This window comes from Croceitalea vernalis (genome assembly GCF_031846405.1).
Taxonomy (GTDB): Bacteria; Bacteroidota; Bacteroidia; order Flavobacteriales; family Flavobacteriaceae; genus Croceitalea; species Croceitalea vernalis.
Genome location: NZ_JAVRHU010000001.1, coordinates 203,382 through 223,375, shown reverse-complemented (window position 1 = coordinate 223,375; position 19,994 = coordinate 203,382). Strand labels below are relative to the sequence as shown.

At 33.7% G+C, this 19,994-nt stretch carries 23 protein-coding genes; 8 read left to right on the top strand and 15 right to left on the bottom strand.

The window, feature by feature from the left end:
* Nucleotides 1–2 precede the first annotated feature (2 nt).
* Entirely contained in the window at nucleotides 3–1,151 is a 1,149-nt protein-coding gene (locus RM520_RS00930) for a sensor histidine kinase (RefSeq protein WP_311383824.1), read from the bottom strand.
* Nucleotides 1,152–1,287: 136 nt separating this feature from the next.
* Here RM520_RS00930 and RM520_RS00925 point away from each other — a divergent pair, with 136 nt between their 5' ends.
* The gene (locus RM520_RS00925; RefSeq protein WP_311386651.1) at nucleotides 1,288–1,665 is read left to right on the top strand and encodes a DUF3127 domain-containing protein; all 378 of its coding nucleotides are present in this window, start codon (nucleotides 1,288–1,290) and stop codon (nucleotides 1,663–1,665) included.
* 68 nt (nucleotides 1,666–1,733) lie between these two features.
* Nucleotides 1,734–2,402: a leucyl/phenylalanyl-tRNA--protein transferase gene (gene aat, locus RM520_RS00920; protein ID WP_311386650.1), complete on the top strand. Its 669-nt coding sequence runs from the start codon at nucleotides 1,734–1,736 to the stop codon at nucleotides 2,400–2,402.
* A gap of 7 nt (nucleotides 2,403–2,409) precedes the next feature.
* On the opposite strand, the gene RM520_RS00915 is transcribed toward aat, so the two are convergent.
* From RM520_RS00915 to RM520_RS00880, 8 genes are all read right to left on the bottom strand, one after another.
* Nucleotides 2,410–4,068, bottom strand: coding sequence for a glycoside hydrolase family 13 protein (locus RM520_RS00915; protein WP_311383821.1), 1,659 nt, complete (start codon nucleotides 4,066–4,068; stop codon nucleotides 2,410–2,412).
* Between the two features lie 26 nt (nucleotides 4,069–4,094).
* Nucleotides 4,095–5,747 (bottom strand): solute:sodium symporter family transporter, encoded by a 1,653-nt coding sequence (locus tag RM520_RS00910; protein WP_311384884.1) that lies wholly within the window; start codon nucleotides 5,745–5,747, stop codon nucleotides 4,095–4,097.
* A 94-nt stretch (nucleotides 5,748–5,841) separates the two neighbouring features.
* Nucleotides 5,842–6,534, bottom strand: a complete 693-nt coding sequence (locus RM520_RS00905; protein WP_311386649.1) for a DUF2490 domain-containing protein — start codon at nucleotides 6,532–6,534, stop codon at nucleotides 5,842–5,844.
* Nucleotides 6,515–7,093 carry a hypothetical protein gene (locus RM520_RS00900; protein ID WP_311383819.1) on the bottom strand — a complete coding sequence of 193 codons (579 nt, stop codon included), beginning with the start codon at nucleotides 7,091–7,093 and terminating at the stop codon, nucleotides 6,515–6,517. The genes RM520_RS00905 and RM520_RS00900 overlap by 20 nt, the downstream gene beginning before the upstream one ends.
* Nucleotides 7,083–7,646 carry a DNA-3-methyladenine glycosylase I gene (locus RM520_RS00895; protein ID WP_311383818.1) on the bottom strand — a complete coding sequence of 188 codons (564 nt, stop codon included), beginning with the start codon at nucleotides 7,644–7,646 and terminating at the stop codon, nucleotides 7,083–7,085. The genes RM520_RS00900 and RM520_RS00895 overlap by 11 nt, the downstream gene beginning before the upstream one ends.
* A gap of 9 nt (nucleotides 7,647–7,655) precedes the next feature.
* Nucleotides 7,656–8,618: a sodium-dependent bicarbonate transport family permease gene (locus RM520_RS00890; protein WP_311386648.1), complete on the bottom strand. Its 963-nt coding sequence runs from the start codon at nucleotides 8,616–8,618 to the stop codon at nucleotides 7,656–7,658.
* Nucleotides 8,619–8,621: 3 nt separating this feature from the next.
* Nucleotides 8,622–8,915 (bottom strand): hypothetical protein, encoded by a 294-nt coding sequence (locus RM520_RS00885; protein WP_311383816.1) that lies wholly within the window; start codon nucleotides 8,913–8,915, stop codon nucleotides 8,622–8,624.
* An 11-nt stretch (nucleotides 8,916–8,926) separates the two neighbouring features.
* Nucleotides 8,927–9,169: a hypothetical protein gene (locus RM520_RS00880; RefSeq protein WP_311383815.1), complete on the bottom strand. Its 243-nt coding sequence runs from the start codon at nucleotides 9,167–9,169 to the stop codon at nucleotides 8,927–8,929.
* A gap of 82 nt (nucleotides 9,170–9,251) precedes the next feature.
* On the opposite strand from RM520_RS00880, the gene RM520_RS00875 reads away from it, so the two are divergent.
* Nucleotides 9,252–10,178: a LysR family transcriptional regulator gene (locus tag RM520_RS00875; protein WP_311386647.1), complete on the top strand. Its 927-nt coding sequence runs from the start codon at nucleotides 9,252–9,254 to the stop codon at nucleotides 10,176–10,178.
* A 6-nt stretch (nucleotides 10,179–10,184) separates the two neighbouring features.
* Here RM520_RS00875 and RM520_RS00870 read toward each other — a convergent pair whose 3' ends face one another.
* Nucleotides 10,185–10,535, bottom strand: coding sequence for a hypothetical protein (locus RM520_RS00870; RefSeq protein WP_311383813.1), 351 nt, complete (start codon nucleotides 10,533–10,535; stop codon nucleotides 10,185–10,187).
* A 130-nt stretch (nucleotides 10,536–10,665) separates the two neighbouring features.
* On the opposite strand from RM520_RS00870, the gene RM520_RS00865 reads away from it, so the two are divergent.
* From RM520_RS00865 to RM520_RS00845, 5 genes are all read left to right on the top strand, one after another.
* Nucleotides 10,666–11,340 (top strand): TetR/AcrR family transcriptional regulator, encoded by a 675-nt coding sequence (locus tag RM520_RS00865; RefSeq protein ID WP_311383812.1) that lies wholly within the window; start codon nucleotides 10,666–10,668, stop codon nucleotides 11,338–11,340.
* 4 nt (nucleotides 11,341–11,344) lie between these two features.
* Nucleotides 11,345–13,027, top strand: a complete 1,683-nt coding sequence (locus RM520_RS00860; RefSeq protein ID WP_311383811.1) for a peptidase domain-containing ABC transporter — start codon at nucleotides 11,345–11,347, stop codon at nucleotides 13,025–13,027.
* Nucleotides 13,020–14,372 carry an HlyD family secretion protein gene (locus RM520_RS00855; protein WP_311383810.1) on the top strand — a complete coding sequence of 451 codons (1,353 nt, stop codon included), beginning with the start codon at nucleotides 13,020–13,022 and terminating at the stop codon, nucleotides 14,370–14,372. The genes RM520_RS00860 and RM520_RS00855 overlap by 8 nt, the downstream gene beginning before the upstream one ends.
* A gap of 2 nt (nucleotides 14,373–14,374) precedes the next feature.
* Nucleotides 14,375–15,772, top strand: coding sequence for a TolC family protein (locus tag RM520_RS00850; RefSeq protein WP_311386646.1), 1,398 nt, complete (start codon nucleotides 14,375–14,377; stop codon nucleotides 15,770–15,772).
* A 78-nt stretch (nucleotides 15,773–15,850) separates the two neighbouring features.
* Nucleotides 15,851–16,471 carry a thioredoxin family protein gene (locus tag RM520_RS00845; RefSeq protein ID WP_311386645.1) on the top strand — a complete coding sequence of 207 codons (621 nt, stop codon included), beginning with the start codon at nucleotides 15,851–15,853 and terminating at the stop codon, nucleotides 16,469–16,471.
* On the opposite strand, the gene RM520_RS00840 is transcribed toward RM520_RS00845, so the two are convergent.
* The 5 genes from RM520_RS00840 to RM520_RS00820 form a co-directional block, all read right to left on the bottom strand.
* Nucleotides 16,454–17,176 carry an energy transducer TonB family protein gene (locus tag RM520_RS00840; RefSeq protein ID WP_311383807.1) on the bottom strand — a complete coding sequence of 241 codons (723 nt, stop codon included), beginning with the start codon at nucleotides 17,174–17,176 and terminating at the stop codon, nucleotides 16,454–16,456. The two genes, RM520_RS00845 and RM520_RS00840, sit on opposite strands and share 18 nt — an antisense overlap.
* A 76-nt stretch (nucleotides 17,177–17,252) precedes the next feature.
* Complete coding sequence (gene truB / locus RM520_RS00835) at nucleotides 17,253–17,954, bottom strand: tRNA pseudouridine(55) synthase TruB (protein ID WP_311386644.1); 702 nt, start codon at nucleotides 17,952–17,954, stop codon at nucleotides 17,253–17,255.
* Nucleotides 17,955–17,971: 17 nt separating this feature from the next.
* Nucleotides 17,972–18,766, bottom strand: coding sequence for an undecaprenyl-diphosphate phosphatase (locus tag RM520_RS00830; protein WP_311386643.1), 795 nt, complete (start codon nucleotides 18,764–18,766; stop codon nucleotides 17,972–17,974).
* On the bottom strand, nucleotides 18,767–19,030 hold the full coding sequence (locus RM520_RS00825; protein ID WP_311383804.1) for a DUF3098 domain-containing protein: 264 nt from the start codon (nucleotides 19,028–19,030) through the stop codon (nucleotides 18,767–18,769).
* Nucleotides 19,031–19,053: 23 nt separating this feature from the next.
* On the bottom strand, nucleotides 19,054–19,932 hold the full coding sequence (locus RM520_RS00820; protein ID WP_311386642.1) for a cell division protein FtsX: 879 nt from the start codon (nucleotides 19,930–19,932) through the stop codon (nucleotides 19,054–19,056).
* Between the last annotated feature and the right edge of the window lie 62 nt (nucleotides 19,933–19,994).

Below are 19,994 nucleotides of genomic sequence, written 5' to 3'. Positions count from 1 at the left end.
AACTAAACAACTGCTTTAAGTGAAATTTGCATAATGGTTCCTTCTTTACTAGAAGAAAGCACTTTTATCTTTCCTTTATGGTACTCTTCAATAATTCTTTTAACTAAAGACAAACCTAATCCCCAGCCTCTTTTTTTTGAGGTAACTCCTGGGTTAAAGATGGATTGATAATCACTTTTTGAAATTCCGTGTCCAGTATCTGAAATCATAATATTCACGAAATTTCCATTCTTTTCTATTTGAATAGCAATATTTCCTTTGCCTTTCATAGCATCTATACCATTCTTAACGAGGTTTTCAATACTCCAATTGTATAAAGGCGGGTTTAATAGTACAGAAAGTTCATTTAATTCAGAACTAAATGAAAAATGAATAAGTTTAGAACTTCTTCTTTTTAGATACTGATAGGCCTTTTCAGTCTCAGCGACAATATCATGAACTTCTAAATTGGGAACAGAGCCTACCTTAGAAAAGCGCTCTGTTATGGTTTGTAAGCGGTCAATATCTTTTTCTATTTCTTTAGTGATTTCCGGATTGATGTTTTCCGACTTTAAAATTTCGTTCCAGCCTAATAAAGAAGTTAAGGGGGTGCCTATTTGATGGGCAGTTTCTTTAGCCATACCGGCCCACAACTTGTTTTGTTCGGATGCTTTATTTGTTTTAAAGAAAAAGAAAATTACCGCTCCAAAAAGAAAGATAATAAGTAGTAGAGCAATCGGATAGTATTTTAATTTGTTGAGCACATCAGAATTGCCGTAATAAAGTGTAGCAAGTTCTTCCCCTTTGTAAGTCATTAAAATAGGTTCATTTTCATTTTGAAACTTTTTAATCTTGTTTTCAATTTGAATAGTGTCTAAATCAGAATCATTAATAAGATTATGAGTTTTTATTGAACCATCTTTATTTACCAAAATCATTGGTGTTGAAGTGTTATTTCTGAGAATTTGAATTGGAAGATTTCCGAGTTCTTCATCAATAGGTGCATTGTCAATCTTTGCTTGAGCGGCTGCCCAGTTCTCTATTTTTAAACGTTCTTCCTGTTTAAATTTTTCAAAGAAAATATTTGTATTCCAAAGGATTAGGCTTACAATAACAAAAGCTGAAATCAATAGAATGACATTCGAAGTCCGTCTTTTTGGATTGAATTTCATTAAAGGTCGAATTAGTAAACTAGTTCACTCTCAAAGATAACGCAAAAAGACAGGAATTGTTGAAAAACGACCTTAGAGCAATATCAATTTAGACATGATTTTACGTATTTTTGAAGCTTAAATAAATTCAGTTATAATGGAAGTTCAGGGAAAAATCAAAATGATAAATGAGACCAAAACCTATGGTAATAATGGTTTCAGAAAGCGTGAAGTGGTAATAACAACAGAAGAACAGTATCCACAGCATATTTTGGTTGAATTTGTTCAAGACAAATGTGATTTATTAAATAGTTACGGTGAAGGCCAGACGGTAAAAATTAGCATTAACCTCAGAGGTCGTGAGTGGGTCAACCCTCAAGGTGAAACCAAATACTTTAATAGTATTCAAGGTTGGCGTATTGAAAATCTGCAGCAAGAAAGCAGTCCTGAAGGCATGCCACCCGTTCCACCTATGGAAGCATTTGAACCGGCTGATGATGTCAAAGAAGAAGATCACGACGACCTTCCTTTCTAGTAAGTTCTGAGCTTATTAGGTAGATCAATTTTAATAAAAATCTATATTTTTAAGGAAAAATTGCATCCATGGAAAACAATGGAAAGAATAAGCCTTTATTCTTTTTAAATGATCGATTGGAGTTCCCTCCTGTTTCTAATGCTAACCCTGAAGGTTTATTGGCAGTTGGGGGAGACTTATCACCGGAAAGATTATTGCTAGCATACCAGAATGGCATTTTTCCATGGTTTAATGAAGATGCACTGATTTTGTGGTGGAGTCCTGATCCTAGAATGGTCTTATTTCCTGACAAATTAAAGGTTTCAAAAAGCATGCGGAAAATTATCGCTAGCAACCAATTCGAATTGACAAAAAATAAATGTTTTGATAAGGTAATTGAGCATTGTTCTGTGCTAGAGCGCAAAGGACAAGAAGGTACGTGGATTACTCCAAAAATGAAGGAAGCCTACTTGAGTTTGCATGAAAAAGGTTTTGCAAAATCCTATGAAGTTTGGCAAAATAGTAACTTAGTTGGTGGCTTGTATGGTATTGATTTAGGCCACGTATTTTGTGGTGAAAGCATGTTTAGTTTAGTTTCAAATGCTTCTAAATTTGCATTTATTCATATGGTAAATGAACTCAGAAATGAGTCGTATAAGCTTATTGATTGTCAAGTGTACACTCAGCATTTAGAAAGCTTAGGAGCACAAGAAATGGCTCGAGATAAGTTTATGCAAATATTGCATAAAGAAAACTAAGTCAGTTTTACTTCTGTTTGAGAATTTTGACTTGCCAGGGAGCAAATTCAAAAATATCTTTTTGATTTTCGCTTGAGTTTGATTTAAGTAAAATATACTGCCTTTGATTTAAGTTGTAAGACCAATTTACGGAATGGTCTGAAAAATTATGAACTACTAAAAATTTTTCGTTTTCATCCCAACGTCTATAGGCATAAATAGCAGGGTTGTCTACATCTAAACACTCATAGTCTCCATAAACAAAGGTTTTATTTTCTTTTCTAAAAGCAACCATTTCTCGATAGTAATTTAATATGGAATTTGCTTTTTTTTCTTGTTTTGAAACATTGATTTTTTTATAATTTGGGTTTGTTTGAAGCCAAGGAGTTCCATCAGTAAAACCTGCATTGTTTTTATCGTTCCATTGCATTGGCGTACGAGCGTTATCTCTGCTTTGTAGATGAACAACATCAAAAAAACGATTCATATCTTGACCATTAGCTTCAGCGGATTTCCATGCATTTAGGGTTTCAACATCATTATAATCTTTAATACTATTATAAGCTACATTAGTCATTCCAATCTCATCACCTTGATATATATAAGTCGTTCCTCTCATGGTTAATAATAGCGTAGCCAACAATTTTGATGAAGCTTCATGATATTTTTTGTCATTACCAAAACGGGAAACCATTCTACTAAAATCATGGTTACCCAAAAAGATACTGCCCCAACCTTTGTTTTTTAATGCTTTGTCCCAATCATTAAAAACAGTTTTAAAAGTTTTAAAATTAATGGGTATAGGATCGTATTTTCCACCAACGCCACAATCAATAAACATATGGTCAAAATGAAAGACCATATTCAGTTCTTCCCTTTTCTCGTCAACGTAGAGAGGGCCATTTTCTAAATCAATTCCGGGGCCTTCTCCCACGGTCATAATATCATATTTACTCAAAACCTCTTGATTCATTTCATTTAAATACTGATGAATTTTAGGTCCGTTGGCATAATAGTTAATAATCGTTTCTTGAAATTTTTCAAATTCGGAATTAGGGTAGCCGTCCGGTTTTGAAATTAATGAAATTACATCCATTCTAAATCCGTCAACACCCTTTTTAAACCAGTATTCAACAACATCAAATATCTCTTTGCGAACTTTCGGATTTTCCCAATTGAGGTCAGGCTGCTTTTTAGTGAAATAATGTAAATAATATTGGTCTGTTGTTTTATCATATTCCCAAGTACTTCCATTAAAAAAGGACTCCCAGTTATTAGGCGGACCGCCGTTCACTCCATCCTTCCATATGTAATAATCACGATATGGATTTGTCTTTGATTTCTTCGATTCAGTAAACCAATAGTGTTCATCTGAAGTATGATTTGCAACCAAATCCATTACTAGTTTAAGCCCTTTTTGATGGGTTTTCTCAAGTAATTCATTGAAAGCCTTCTGACCACCAAAATCTTCAGAAATTTTACGATAATTACTGATGTCATAGCCATTATCATCGTTTGGTGATTCATATACAGGGCAAAGCCAGATGATGTCAACACCTAAAGATTTTATATAATCTAATTTTTCTATGACACCGTCAATATCGCCAATACCATTGCCTGAAGTGTCATTAAATGAACGAGGATATATTTGATATACCACACCTTCTTTCCACCAAGTCTTTTTCATTGAAAACTATGAAATCTAAAATGTATTTATGAGAAAATAAAATATGTACTGATTACCAAAAGGGCAATTACCGCTCCGACAACAAATGCATATTTCCACGGAGTGATGTCTATAACATCTGTAGTTTCTTCTTCCGTAATTGATTTCTTTGGCTTTAGCCAACCAAAAACCAGCATGACAATAATATTAAATACGAATAAAATTCCCATTACATGTAAGTAATGAGGATAGGCTTTGGCCTTAATGATACTTAGTTCATTTAAGTCAGTTATACCTTGGGATTGCGCCATTGAAACCGCGGTTTCTCTAAAATGAGGTTCTAACAATAGCAGACTAATTAAGTACAATAACACACCGCCTACCATGACTACTTTAGCTCCAATAGCGGGTACTTTTTTCGTGAGGACCCCCGTCATTACTACTGCTAAAATTGGCACGCTTAAACTCCCCAAAGATTGCTGGATATAACTAAATAAACCATCAGGAGCAAAAGCTATGAAAGGAGCAATTAACATTGATACAACGGCTAGTCCTATTCCAAATGTTTTTCCGGCTTTTACAGTTTCAACTTCTGTAGCATCTTTCTTAAAATACATGCGATATAAATCAAAACCAAAAAGTGTTGCACTGCTATTTAATAAACTATTAAACGAACTTAATACAGCACCAAAAAGAACCGCAGCAAAGAAACCAGTAAATGCACCTGGTAATACTTTTGCAACAAGGGCAGGATAAGCTTGATCCGGATTGTCTAACTGTCCTTCAAAAACATGCCATGCAATGATACCTGGCAATACAACAATTATAGGAATAACAAACTTGACGAAAGCTGCCAATAACATTCCTTTTTGACCTTCTTTAAGGCTTTTTGCTCCAAAAACACGCTGTAAAATAGATTGATTAGTACCCCAATAATAGATTTGAGCAAGCATCATGCCTGTAAAGATTGTTCCAAAAGGGATAGAAGAATCTACAGCCCCTTTCATTTTAAATTTTTCTGGATTAGTATCCCATAAAATCCCTAATCCACTCCCTAAATCTCCATCACCAATTAATAACAAGCCAAATATAGGAATCAGTAGCCCACCTATTAAAAGCCCGATTGCGTTGATGAGGTCAGAAACTGCAACGGCTTTTAAACCACCAAAAATGGCGTAAACCATTCCTATCAAACCGATAGTTATTACACATATCCATATAACGGTCCATGGAGTTACCCCCATGATATTAGGTAAATCAAACATGGTACTGAACGCCAGTGAGCCAGAATATAATATAGTTGGTAATAATACTATTCCATATGCAAAGAGAAAGAGTATGGACAACAAAGCTTTTGTTTGTTGGTCAAATCTCTTTTCAACAAATTCAGGAATTGTAGTAATTCCTTTCTTCATGTATTTGGGCAACAAATAAATTGCCGTAAAAATCATTGCGATCGCTGCTAAAGTTTCCCAAGCCATAACCATTAGGCCTTCTGCAAAAGCTTGACCATTTAATCCAACAATTTGTTCTGCTGACAGATTTGTCAATAATAAGGAACCGGCAATGGTAATTGCCCCAAGGCTACGACCGCCTAAGTAATAGCCATCAGCCGATTTTTCATCAGTTTTGCGAGTAGCATACCATGCAACAAAAGCGACAAAAAGTGTAAATCCTAAAAACGAGATAATTGTGAGAATTCCCAAAATGTTTGAAGATTAAAGTGGTTTGTGCTAAAGTAACAAAAATAGTTTTGTTTAAGGTTGAAGGGAATTCAAAGAAGCTTCTTACAATTTAAAGCGAGAAATTTAAGGTGGTTAAAAAAAAAAATATGTGTTCTAAGTTCTGACTGAAGTTTTCTAAACGGTACTCTGAACCAATTTGTAACTTGGTATTATTCGTCAATTGCCAGCCAAAATGAGCTGTGAGCCTAGTATCATATTGTGGTTGATTCATTTTTGCAACACTTAGCAAGCTTTCTATATTACCCACAAAATAAGGCTCTCCAACATTAAGCTTTTCTCCCTTTAATGGAAAATCAAGACTAAACCGATATCTAAACCGATGAATTGTAATATTTTTATTCAAGCGTTGCTCACTTCGTAAACGATGCCCATAACGTATAACATATGGTTTAGATTGCAAGTTGTATTGTTGGGTTAAACGCAGTTCATCAATACCATCTTCAAAAATATTTCTGGACCTATATAATATGCCCAGCGCGAGGCTTTGATTATCTTGAATTTTATAGTTTGAAAAATGGGCAAAATCAATTTGCCTAACATTCAATTGCAAAGATTCATTGTTATAAATGTAGTTTCTGTTTTTAATTGAAAAGTTATGGGAATACCCACCTGCTACTCCATAATTTAAGGCAATTGAAGATTGCCAATACCCAGTAAAGTTTTCCTGAGCCATTAAGGTTAAAGTAGGAAGTAACATTGCCAAAAAATGAAATGTCTTTTTATTAATAAAGTACATGGTCATATTTTGAATCTGAAAACCTACGAGTACTAATCTGCTTTCCTTGAGAGTCAAAAGTTATTTCAAAAATCTGAAAGCCTTTTTTTGCTTTAGCGCTTATAATTATTTCATAACGAATAGATTGAAGTAAGAGATTTTGAAAAGCATCTTTTAAAACTATTTCAGAATTGTTGACTTTTGCTAAATATTGTTGTTGAATTTTTTTTAGTTTAACTTTTTTATAGGTGACGTTGAGGTAATTAGCAATGTTTTTGAATACATCAGTTGGAATATCAGTTTTTCTAATAACAAACTCAATATCTTCAAGGTTTCCTATGGTATCAAACTCAATACTATAAAAGAGTTTGTCTTTTTTGAACTTAGCTTCAAATGATGTTTTTTCACCATCAGTTTCTTTATAAAAGCGCACTCTTTTTGAATTAGTAACATAAGGGCTTATCAAAGCTATTGCCTGAGAAGGAAAATCCTTTTTATCAATTCTGAATTCGCGCTCTTGTTTAATCTGAGCCTGACCTAATAAACATCCTAAAACTATGAGTGTGCTGAATAATTTATACTTCATGATATCTAAAACAGTTGGTTTCATGGTCATTTACCATGCCTATAGCTTGCATGGTAGCATAAATAACAGTACTACCAACAAACTTAAATCCTCTTTTCTTTAGGTCTTTACTTAAGGCATCTGAAAGCGTTGTTTTTGCCGGGGCGTCTTTATAGTTTTTGAAAGCATTCTTTATTGGTTTATTATTTACAAACTGCCAAATGTATTTGCTAAAGCTTCCAAATTGCTTTTGTATTTGTATAAAGGCTTTAGCATTTGATACGGTGGCATTAATTTTAAGTTTGTTACGTACTATGCCGGTATCTTGTAATAAAGAATCTATTTTGGACTGCTTGTATTCGGCGATTTTGTGATAGTCAAATTGGTCGAAAGCAGCTCTAAAATTTTGTCTTTTTCTGAGTATGGTAATCCAACTTAAACCAGCTTGAAACGTTTCTAATACTAAGAACTCAAACAACGTGTCATCATCTTTAAGTGGTACTCCCCATTCGTTGTCATGATAAGCTTCATAAAGTGCATCACCTTCACACCAACCACACCTGTGTTTTTGCATATTGTACTACTAAAAGTTTTGTACAATATACATATAAAGTGGCATGCCTAAAGTAATATTAAATGGAAAGGTTATGGCTAATGCCATAGGTAAATATAAACTAGGATTTGCGTTTGGAGCAGCTAGTCTCATTGCAGCAGGTACGGCAATATAAGACGCGCTGGCCGCTAAAATAGCAAAGAGAAAACGATTGCCTTCAGTATCTGTAATATACTGGCTAAACCAGGCTACAAAGATGCCATTGAGAATAGGAACAATAAGTGCGAAAATCAGGGCAAAGCGCCCTTTTTTTATAAAATCTTTGAGTTTTTTACCACTAGTAATACCCATATCTAATAGAAATACAGCCAAAAATCCTTTGAAAATATCAGTTGTAAAAGGTTTAATACCTTCTGCTTGATGTTCATTAGCAAGAAAACCAATGGCTAAACTACCAAGAATTAATAGAACTGAGCCGTTTGTTAATGCATGATGAAGAACTTTTTTAATATCCCCATTTTTTGGTTTTTCTTTTTTGAAAAATGCCATCAATAACACACCAACAATTATGGAAGGAGCTTCCATAAGTGCCATTACGGCGACCATATGTCCACCAAAATCAATTTGCTCCATTTCAAGAAAAGAAAGTGCGGTTACAAACGTAACCGCACTAACTGAGCCGTATGCCGCTGCTATAGCGCCAGAATTTTCTACAGAGAACTTCCTACGCAAAATAAAGTAGGAATATATGGGTACTAGAACGGCGAGAACAATACCGAAAATTAGAGACCAAATAATCTCCATATTTAGATTACTATGCGATAGCTCAAGCCCTCCTTTAAATCCAATTGCAAAAAGCAGGTATAGGGATATAAATTTTGAGGAATTAGGCGGAATTTCTAAATCACTTTTTAATTGAACAGCAATTATTCCTAAAAAGAAGAATAATAGAGCTGGGTTGGTTAAATTGTCAACTAATAAGTGTAAATCCATCAATTATTCTTCGAGGGAGATTTCAAGAATACCATTAATTCGTAGTCTTTTACCTTCACTTCTTATGCTAGAGATAAATTCTTTAGCAATTCGTTTTTCATTTTCTAATTCTTGAATACGACCATCGGGGTATTTAGTATCGGCATCAGCACTACCTTCACACCAAGAAATACGTTGAAGTTTATGAAAATTAATTTTTTCATCAAGGAGGGCAAGAATAACATCTGATGCTTCAGAGGCTGAAAAACTGCCATCAACTAATTGAATTTTTTGATCTGTTTTAATCATTGTTTCCATCTTCTTTTGTTTTAAGATTTATGTTTTATTGTTTGTTGATTACCTAATAAGTGAATCGTCATTAAGCCCATTATTATCGTCATCGACAAGGCGAGCCATTCAAAAAATAGAAAATTATTTACTGCTGATAATATTAAAACACCACCGAAAACCATACCCATTATAGTGAAATAGAAAGGGTATAAAGCGTCGTTCAGCCTTGACGCATCTTTTCTTTTGGTAAACTTTTGAGCGATAGGAAGTTTAAACAACATGATTCTAAATTTTTGGCAAAGTTGAATCAAATTATTCATATATAAATATTTATATTTATAATGAATTATATAAATAAAATTTATGAATTATACTTTGAATCAGCTCCGAATATTCGTTAAAGTGGCACAAAATCAAAGTATTACAAAAGCTTCAGAAGAATTGCATTTGACACAACCGGCTGTGTCAATTCAGTTGAAAAATTTTCAAGATCAGTTTCCAATCCCTTTAACTGAGGTGGTTGGTCGACGGTTATTTTTGACTGAATTCGGAAAAGAAATTGCAATTGCTGCAGAAAATGTGTTGAATGAAATCAGTGCGATTAACTATAAAACACTTGAATATGGGGGTAAATTAGCCGGAAGATTAAAAATGGCAGTAGTTTCTACCGGTAAGTATGTAATGCCTTATTTTTTATCAGGCTTTATGTCTAAACATTCTGGGGTAGATTTAATAATGGATGTTACCAATAAATCCTCAGTTGTTCAGAATTTAGAAAATAATGAGGTTGATTTTGCTTTAGTATCGGTACTTCCAAAACACTTGAAAGTTGACAGGGTAGAACTTATGGAAAACATTTTATACTTAGTGGGCAATGATAATATTTTGAAGCCGACTAAAACGATGAATTTAAAATCTTTAGCGGAAGCTCCACTTATATTTAGAGAGAATGGTTCTGCAACGAGAATGGCAATGGAGAATTACCTAAGTTCAAAGCACATAAAAGTTTCTAAAAAAATTGAACTCACCTCTAATGAGGCCGTTAAACAAGCCGTCGTGGCGGGTTTAGGTTATTCTATTATGCCCTTAATAGGTATTAAGAACGAGTTAAAAAATAATAGTGTTAATATCTATAACTTGCCAAATCTACCCATAAGAACAAATTGGAACCTTATCTGGTTACCATCGAAAAAGTTTTCACCTGTTGCTAAAACTTTTTTATCCTACATAATAGAACAAAAGGAAAATATTATTAATACCCAGTTTAGCTGGTTTAACTCTTATAAATGAAGCCTATTATTGGCAGTCTTGAACGAGTATTGCCTTTAAAGTGGGTCTATATCCATAAAAATCACGACCATCTTCCCTGCGAAGTATAACTTGTTTGTTTCCATTAGGTAGAATATTCATTTGATCTACTATGACTGATGTTCCGTAGTAATTAAATGATGGTCCTAAGCCTGAATTGGAATTCAATTTACTTTCTAATCGCACTATTTCCTGATAGGGTAGAGTCAGTATCAGATTTGCATCAGTATTTCCACGGCTTTCGATGAAATAATCAAATTTTTTAATAAAATTATTTTGTTGACTTTGTGCTGAAAAAATCATTAGAATTAAAAAAATTAGAGTAATTAATTGCTTCATAGGCATGATTTTTAATAAAGTAAATCTATGAGTTATTTGCAACTAAAATAGTTAGACTTACGTTAAAAAGAAGTTAAACAGTTAATTCATAAAAGTAATACTATTATATTTGCGGCATAAAAAATAACTAATGGAAAGGCTTTTACAAACCATCAAGATTGCAATTAATGAAAAAATTTATTTGAAAGACCCTGAATCTTCTGATTTGGGTAAACGTATCATTGAACATAGTATTCTCATGATTGATGACATGGGGTTTGAAAGTTTCACTTTCAAAAAATTAGGAATTAAAATAGGTTCCAATGAAAGTTCTATTTATCGATACTTTGAAAATAAGCATAAACTATTGGTTTATCTAACATCATGGTATTGGGGTTGGTTGGAATATCAGTTGGTTTTTGCAACAAATAGTATTTCAGACCCTAAAGAGAAATTAACACAAGCAATAAACATTGTTACTAGAACTATTGTTGAAGATAATGCCTACTCTCATATTAATGAGGTGCTTCTAAATAAGATTGTAATTAATGAATCTTCAAAGTCATTTTTAACCAAAGAAGTAGATGAAGAAAATAAAGACGGTTATTTTGTTATTTACAAGAGAATGGTTACCCGTTTAGAAGAAATGATAAATGCTGTTAATGCTAAGTATATCTATCCTTCTAGTTTAGCTAGTTCTATTTTAGAGGGTTCTCTTCATCAACATTTTTTGAAAGATCATTTTCAGACCTTGACCAACTGCGATGAAGAAAATACTCCGAGTAAGTTCATGTTAGATTTAGTTTTTAAAACAATAGACCAATAAACTAATGGCTAAAACTATACTGACGTCTTGGCAAAGACTTATAGGGCTTTTGTCACTTGATAAAAAAGACGTCTTTCAGGTGTTTTATTATGCAATTTTTGCCGGTTTAGTTAATCTTTCGCTGCCCTTAGGTATTCAGGCAATTATTAACCTTATTCAAGGCGCACAAGTAAGTACCTCGTGGATTGTTCTTGTTGTCTTGGTAACTTTAGGTGTTGCTTTTGTTGGCTTATTACAGCTCATGCAAATTCGAATTATCGAGAACGTTCAGCAAAAAATATTCACAAGATCTTCATTTGAGTTTTCGTATCGTTTTCCAAAAATTAAGATGAGCGAACTCAGAAATTTTTACCCTCCAGAATTAGCTAATAGATTTTTTGATACCCTGACTATTCAAAAAGGGTTATCAAAAATACTTATTGATTTTCCGGCTGCCTTACTGCAGATAATTTTTGGGTTGTTATTACTTTCATTTTATCATCCATTTTTTATCATTTATGGTCTGCTTTTGTTGCTTTTGATTTATGTCGTTTTCAAGTTTACTGCCCAAAAAGGCTTAGAAACTAGTCTTGACGAATCAAAAAATAAGTACATGGTTGCCCATTGGATTCAAGAAATTGCAAGATCCATAATAAGCTTTAAACTATCTGGTAAAACCACTCATGCTATTGACAAAAATGATACGTTAGTGGCCAATTATTTAGAAGCTCGTGAAAGCCATTTTAAAATTCTGGTCATTCAGTTTATCCAAATGATTGGATTCAAAGTACTAGTGACCGGAGGACTTTTATTAATTGGAGGGCTTTTGGTACTGAATCAAGAAATGAATATTGGGCAGTTTGTAGCTGCAGAGATTATTATTTTATTAGTTATTAGTTCTGTTGAAAAGCTAATTCTCGGATTAGAAACTTTTTACGATTTATTAACTTCTTTAGAAAAATTGGGTCAAGTAGTTGATAAAGATTTAGAACCTCAAATGGGGGAAAAGCCATTCAAAGAGAACACCGGATTTAATGTAGAATTAAATGATGTGTCTTATCATGTTCCGGATAGAGATAAGAAAATTATCGATAATGTTTCCTTGACTATTACGCCAAGCTGTTCTATTTTGTTACAAGGCCCAAGTGGTTCGGGTAAGTCTACTTTATTACGATTAATAGCAGGAATATTGGAACCGGATGAAGGTAAAATCTTCATAAATGATGTTGCGCTTACAGGGATTAATTTGAACTATTACCGTTCACATTTAGGGCAATCTTTAAGTGAGGAGACTCCTTTTGAGGGAACAATTATAAATAATATCACTTTTGGTGACCCTACAGTAACTACTGAGCAGGTTTATTGGGCTCTTGAAAAAACAAAGCTTACTGAGTTTGTAAAAGACCAGCCACAAGGTTTAAAAACAGTCTTATACCCCGAGGGGAGGCAGATACCATATACAATTTCCAAGAAAATTGTCTTAGCAAGAAGTATTGTTAGAAAACCCAAGCTTTTGGTGTTGAAAGACCCATTGGATCAATTTAATGATAACGAAGCAAATGATATTATGAATTTTTTGAGCGATAGCACAAACGGCTGGGCTCTAATTATCGTTAGTGAAAATAAAAAATGGTCGCAGCGGTGTGGTAGAATTATTACGATGGATGCGGGTCAAATAGTTAACGAAAAAACGAATAAAGATGCTTAATATTTCTCCAAACAAATTGAATGAGAAAATAGATCTTTCTCGTTACAAGGCAGCCCAAAAGGTTTTTCATAAAAGGCATTACAAGCAGTTTAATCGCTTTTTGTTAGCTTTTTCGGTTATTGGTTTGATTGTTCTTTTTCTACCATGGACTCAAAATATTACAGGTAAAGGTTATTTAACTACGCTAACACCCGACCAAAGACCACAAACGATACAATCTCCGATACCAGGGCGAATTGAAAAGTGGTATGTACGTGAGGGCGATTTTGTGAATAAGGGTGATACCATTCTATTCATTTCAGAGGTTAAGAACGAATATTTTGACCCAAGGTTGGTTGAACGAACTGGTCAGCAAATAAAGGCCAAAGAAATGTCTGTTTCTTCTTATGAAGGAAAGGTAAAGGCGCTTAATACCCAAATTGGAGCCTTAGCAAATGAACGAGGTTTAAAGTTACAACAAGCAAAGAATAAGCTGTTACAATCAAAATTAAAAGTACAAAGCGATAGTATTGATTTTGAGGCATCTAAAACAAATATTACTATTGCTCAAAGGCAATATGAACGTACTGTTCAACTTGAAAGTGAAGGATTAAAGGCGGTGACTGATGTTGAACAAAAACGCTTAAAACTTCAAGAAACTCAAGCAAAATTAATATCTCAAGAGAATAAGTTGTTGGCCAGTAAGAATGAAGTTATCAATGCTAAGGTCGAAATAAGTCGTGTTCAAGCGGAGTATACTGATAAGATTTCAAAAGCGCAGAGCGATATGTTCACAGCTCAATCAAATCAATTTGATTCTGAAGCGCAGGTCACTAAATTAGAAAATGAGTTTAGTAATTATTCCATAAGAAATGACCTTTATTACATAAGAGCTCCGCAAAATGGGTATATCAATAGAGCAATCCAGGGCGGAATTGGAGAGACTTTTAAAGAGGGTGATAAATTGGTAGGTATTATGCCTTCAAGTATTGATATGGCTGTTGAAACTTATGTTCAGCCTATAGATTTACCTTTAGTACATGTAGGTGAAGAGGTTCGTATTCAATTTGACGGATGGCCAGCAATAGTTTTTAGTGGATGGCCAAATGTTTCTTATGGAACTTACGGCGGCAAGGTTGTAGCTATAGATCGTTTTATAAGTGAAAATGGCAAGTATAGAGTATTGCTTGCTCCCGATAGTAACGATCAGGAATGGCCTAAGGATTTAAGGGCTGGATCAGGAGCAACTACTATTGCACTTTTAGAAGATGTTCCCATTTGGTTTGAACTATGGCGACAGTTAAACGGATTCCCGCCTAACTACTACCAACCTGAAAATGAAATGGCTACGGCAAAAAAGAAATGATGATGAAAAGGCTACTGTTCACGGTTGCATTTTTGATTGTTATAATCGTTAATGCCCAACAAGACACCATAACACTCAACTTCAATGAGTATTTAGGCTATGTGAAAAAATACCATCCCATTGCAAAACAGGCGCAGTTGACTATTTCTATTGGGCAAGCTAATTTAATGAAGGCACGTGGTGGTTTTGATCCTAAAATAGAGGTTGATTTTGAACGTAAAGAGTTTAAGGATAGTGAGTATTGGGAGCGATTAAATGGCACGTTTAAAATACCAACATATTTTGGTGTTGAATTTAAAGGTGGTTTTGAACAATCTGAAGGCGATTTTATCAATCAAGATGAAACCTTTCCGGTAGACGGTCTATACAGTGCAGGAGTATCAATGTCTTTAGCGCGAGGTTTTTGGATAAATGAACGTATGGCAACTTTGCGAAAGGCAAAATTCTTCCGTGAGCAAACAAAAGCAGATCAAGATTTATTGGTAAATAAGATTTTGTTTGATGCTTCTTTAGCTTACTTTGATTGGTTGCAGGCATATAATGACGCAAAGATTTTTAGTAATTTTTTAAAGAATTCAGAAGTTCGCTTTCAAGGTGTTAAGCGAAGAGCTATAGCCGGCGATATTGCAATAATAGATACTGTTGAAGCTAAAATTGCAGTTCAAAATAGAGCCCTAGGCTTAGAGCAAGCTAAGGTTAGATTAATGAATAAAACTTTGGAGTTATCAAACTTTCTATGGATAAATGATGTTCCTGTAGAATTACAACCCAACGTTATACCAGATGTGAATGTTGAAGAAGATATTGATGTAACATTGGAAATAATGGGTAAACCTTTAGATAGTTTTACCATAGAGAATCACCCTAAGCTTAGATCACTTGATTTTAAGATTGATGGTTTATTGGTAGATAAAAGATTAAAAATCAATAAATTACTACCCACTATAGATGTTAATTACAATTTTTTGACGGCTACACCTGAATTGTTGAATTCATTTGAGAGTCAGCAATATAAAGGGGGTATAAATTTTTATTTTCCTTTGTTTTTAAGAAAGGAACGTGGTGATTTACGGCTGGCAAAGTTTAAATTGAAAGATGCCCAATACGAAAGAGATAATGCGCAAGTTGAAATCAAAAACAAGGTGTTTGCAATTTATAAAGAACTTGATTCGTATGTAACTCAAAATGAACTGATTTTCAATATTGTTCGTGATTACAATACACTTTTAAGTGCTGAAGAGCGAAAGTTTAGTTTTGGAGAAAGTTCTTTATTCTTAATCAACTCACGAGAGAGCAAACTAATTGATGCGGAGTTAAAACAAAACCAGGTGCAAAATAAATTTTTTACTACTAAGGCTAAACTCTTTAAAAGCTTAGCAATTAACCCAGATAATATTTAATGTAATATGATGATTGTCAGTTTTAATTTAAATAAGCGACGATAGTTTTGTAAAAAGCAAAACTGTATTACTATTAGTATGAACAACTCGAATAGACCTGTTGAAGAGAATATTAAAAAAGCGCTAGAAAAGGCAATAAGTTATCGTGAATATAGAGATTTAGTTAAAAAATTAGCAGAGACAAATTCTAATTCTGGACCTATTCAAACCGATACCTTGATTAATTATACCCAGCTTAATGATAGGAGAATGAAACGTTGGGACAAAACTTTGAAGATATCCAAAGAATATAAAAGTAAGATTGCAAATCTAAATTCTAAAACTACTTGGTTGGTTTTGACCGAGAGCTGGTGTGGTGATGCCTCTCCTAGCTTGCCCGTTATGAACAAAATGGCTGAGTTAAACTCAAAACTCGATTTAAAAATTGTTTTGCGTGATGAGAATCTTGAATTAATGAATTTATTTCTCACAAATGGTGCACAATCCATTCCTAAACTAATTGCACTTAATTCTAAAACTCATACAGTATTGGGTGAATGGGGACCTAGACCAAGTACTGCAACCAAAATGGTAAATGACTACAAAACAGAGCATGGCAAATTAAGTCCTGAATTTAAAGAAAATCTACAAGTCTGGTATAATAAGGATAAAGGTCAAACCATCCTTGACGATTTAGTGAAATTACTTACTTTGAAATAAGTAAGTGATGGTTCCTTTTTGCTGTGATTTGTTGCCCGAGCTAAACTGAGCTTTTAAAGCGTAAGCGATAGCGTTATCAATCAAACAAAAATCAGTTGTTGTTGAACTTTTAGCATTTAAATAGGCCTCAGTAACACTGCCTGATTTATCAACTTCAATATTGATTACCACTTTACCTCCATTTAAACACGTATAAATTGGAGGTGGTAAATCGTAAGCATTTCTATCAACTAATGAAAATGAAATTGAGGTGCGTTTGTCTTTTAACGCATTGGTAAACTCCTTCTTTTCAGCTTCTTTTTCACCTAATTGTTCTTTACGTTCTTTACGTTTTTTAGCAAGCTCTTTTAAACTAGCAGCATAACCAGAATCGTTACTTAAAAAATCATTAGTATTTTCGCTCATTTGGCGTTCTTCCATGATTTCTTCAAGTGTTTTTAAAGGCTCGGGTTCCCCAATACTTGGTTTGGCAGTTTCGTTCAAAGCCATGTGGCTTTTAATAGGATCTAAGTTGTTTTTTAACTCTTCTAATCGTTGTTCTTCTTCTTGTAATAACTCTTCGATATCCTCATCGGCAAGTGCCATTTCAATCACATATTCTTCCTCTTGTTGCCCACCTAGTCTAATACTATAGAGTAGCAATAGCACAATCGCCATCGAAAAGATGGTAATTAATAATGATAATTGCTTTCTATTTAGATTCATGGTGCTACTATAACCTTAATTTCAGAAAAATATTTTATCTATTTCATGGCTTAAATTGCCTTTGATTCAATGTTCTTTAATCTTCTAAATCTAATTGTTCTTTGAAAATAGCAGGAGTTATGGCTTTATTTACGTCAAAATCACCGATTTTGGTTCTTTTAAGTTCTGATAGGTGAGCACCAGAATTAAGGGCCTTACCAAAATCATTGGCTAAAGAACGAATGTAAGTTCCTTTACTACAGACTACTCTAAACCTTACTTTCGGCAAATCAATAGCGGTAATTTCAAATTCAGAAATGGTAACTTTTCTTTTTTTAATTTCGACCTCAACTCCTTTTCTAGCAAATTCATAAAGGCGTTTTCCATCTTTTTTAAGGGCAGAAAATATGGGTGGCTTTTGGTCGATTTCACCAATAAATTTTGAGGTGGTTTTATGAATTATATCTGAGGTAAGATGATCAATAGAAAATTCCTGATTCACTTCGGTTTCTAAATCATAAGAAGGTGTTGTTCCACCTAAAGTAAAAGTGCCGGTGTACTCTTTTATTTGCCCTTGAAGTTCTGGTATTTGTTTTGTGAATTTTCCGGTACATATAATTAAAAGTCCTGTAGCTAGTGGGTCTAAAGTACCCGCATGCCCTATTTTGATTTTTTTAAGATGAAATTTTTTTCTAATAGCCCATTTTAAAGCATTCACAGCTTGAAAAGAACTCCAGCCCAATGGTTTATCAATCAGCAGGGTTTGACCGTTTAAAAAATCTTCTTTGGTTTGTTTCATGAAAAGAACCTAAATCATTAAGCCCACAGACTCCAACCAATTGCGATTAGCCCTACCACCAAACAGTATATGGCAAAATAGGTTAATTTACTTTTCTTAACCAGTTGTATCATCCAAGTACAGGCAAAAAGCCCTGCTACAAAAGCTGCTATAAAGCCGGCTGCCATGGGTGCCATTTGAGAACTTTCAAAACTTAATTCTCCACCTAATATATCTTTAGCAACTTTACCAAAAATTAGTGGAACAACCATTAAAAATGAAAAACGTGCAGATTTTGTTTTATCAATACCTAATAAAACTGATGTCGAAATAGTAGCCCCACTTCTTGAAATACCTGGTAACATGGCCACAGCCTGAGCCAAACCTATGATAAAAGCACTTTTAAATGAAACACCTTTATTGGTTGTTTTAGCCATATCTGCCAAATAAAGTAATACAGCTGTGATGATAAGCATAATACCTACAATGATAATAGCACCGTCAAAAAATACAATCATAAAATCTTCAAGAAAGAAGCCAACTAAAGCTGCTGGAATCATAGAAACAATAATTTTAACTGCAAATTGTGTTTCCTCATTCCAATTAAATTGAAAAAGCCCTTTAAAAATATCAAGAATGTCTTTGCGAAAAATTACTATGGTACTTAATGCCGTTGCAAAATGCAGAACAACAGTAAAGAGCAGGCTTTCTTCTGGGATAGCATTTGCTCCTAAAATTGCCTTGCCTAGTTCTAAATGTCCGCTTGAAGATACAGGTAAAAACTCCGTTAATCCCTGAATGATACCCAGGATAATAGCATCAATTATTTCCAATTATTTCTTTTTTTTGTTAGGATTCAATAAGATGGCATAAATCTGTATGCCCAAACCAATAAGAATCAAAGTCGGCGCCAAACGAATTCTTCTGAAATTATAAATTTCTGGGTTGAATACATTTGGGTCATCACTACCTCCTCCTGCCATCAGAATAAAGCCTAATGCAATTAAGCCGAGTCCAATAAACAAAAAAGTATAGTTCTTCTTTTGAAAGATAAATTCCATCTTTGGTTTTTGCTCTGTCTTATTTTTCTTACTCATAACGGAAAAATTTCTTTTTTGTTTTAATAATAGAGGTCATCGGTTCTCAAATTCAGAAAACGTTGGGTAGCAAAGTATGTACTGATGTATGAAATTAAAATACCCAACAATAACACTCCGGAAAATAATATAATCAATACTGTTAAATCTTGAAAAAGGTTCAATTCAGGAAAACTAGAATTGACATAATACAAAACAACGGCTAATGCCAAAAGGGCTAACAAAGACCCTAATATTCCTAATTTAAGGTTAGTTGTTATAAAAGGTTTTCGAATGAATTTTTTAGTTGCCCCAACCATTTGCATGGTTTTAATAATAAAACGTTTTGAATAAATAGAAAGGCGAATTGAGCTATTGATAAGTAACACAGCAATAAATGTGAAAATGGCACTAGCTATAAGAATCCAGAGACTAAGTTTTTTTACATTGTCATTTAAAAGTGACAGTAATGGTTTGTCATAACTTACTTCATCGACATAAGTTTTAGAAGCAATACCCGCGGCAATTTCTTCTACTTGTTCTGGCGAAACAAAAGCTGCTTTAAGATTTACATCTACAGAATTTTTTAAAGGATTATATCCCAAAAATTCTTGAAAGTTCTCCCCAATATCTTCACTATATTGTTCTGCTGCGTCTTCTTTTGAAACATAAAGTGCAGATTTTGTGTAGTCAGCCATTGCAAGACTTTTTTGGAGCTGGTCAATTTCTACAGGTTTGGCATTATCCTTTAAAAAGACGGAAATTGTAATCTGTTCTTTAAAGTGGTCGGCCAACTTTTTAGTATTTAAAACTAACATTCCAAGAACCCCTAAAAGAAAAAGCACTAGAGCAATACTCAACACCACCGAAAAATACGATGATATTAAGCGTCGTCTTTGATACCTTTCAATATATTGCGCCATATATATCTTTGAAAAAGTAAAAATAGAAAAGTAAATCGGTTTTAAAGGGATTACCACTATTT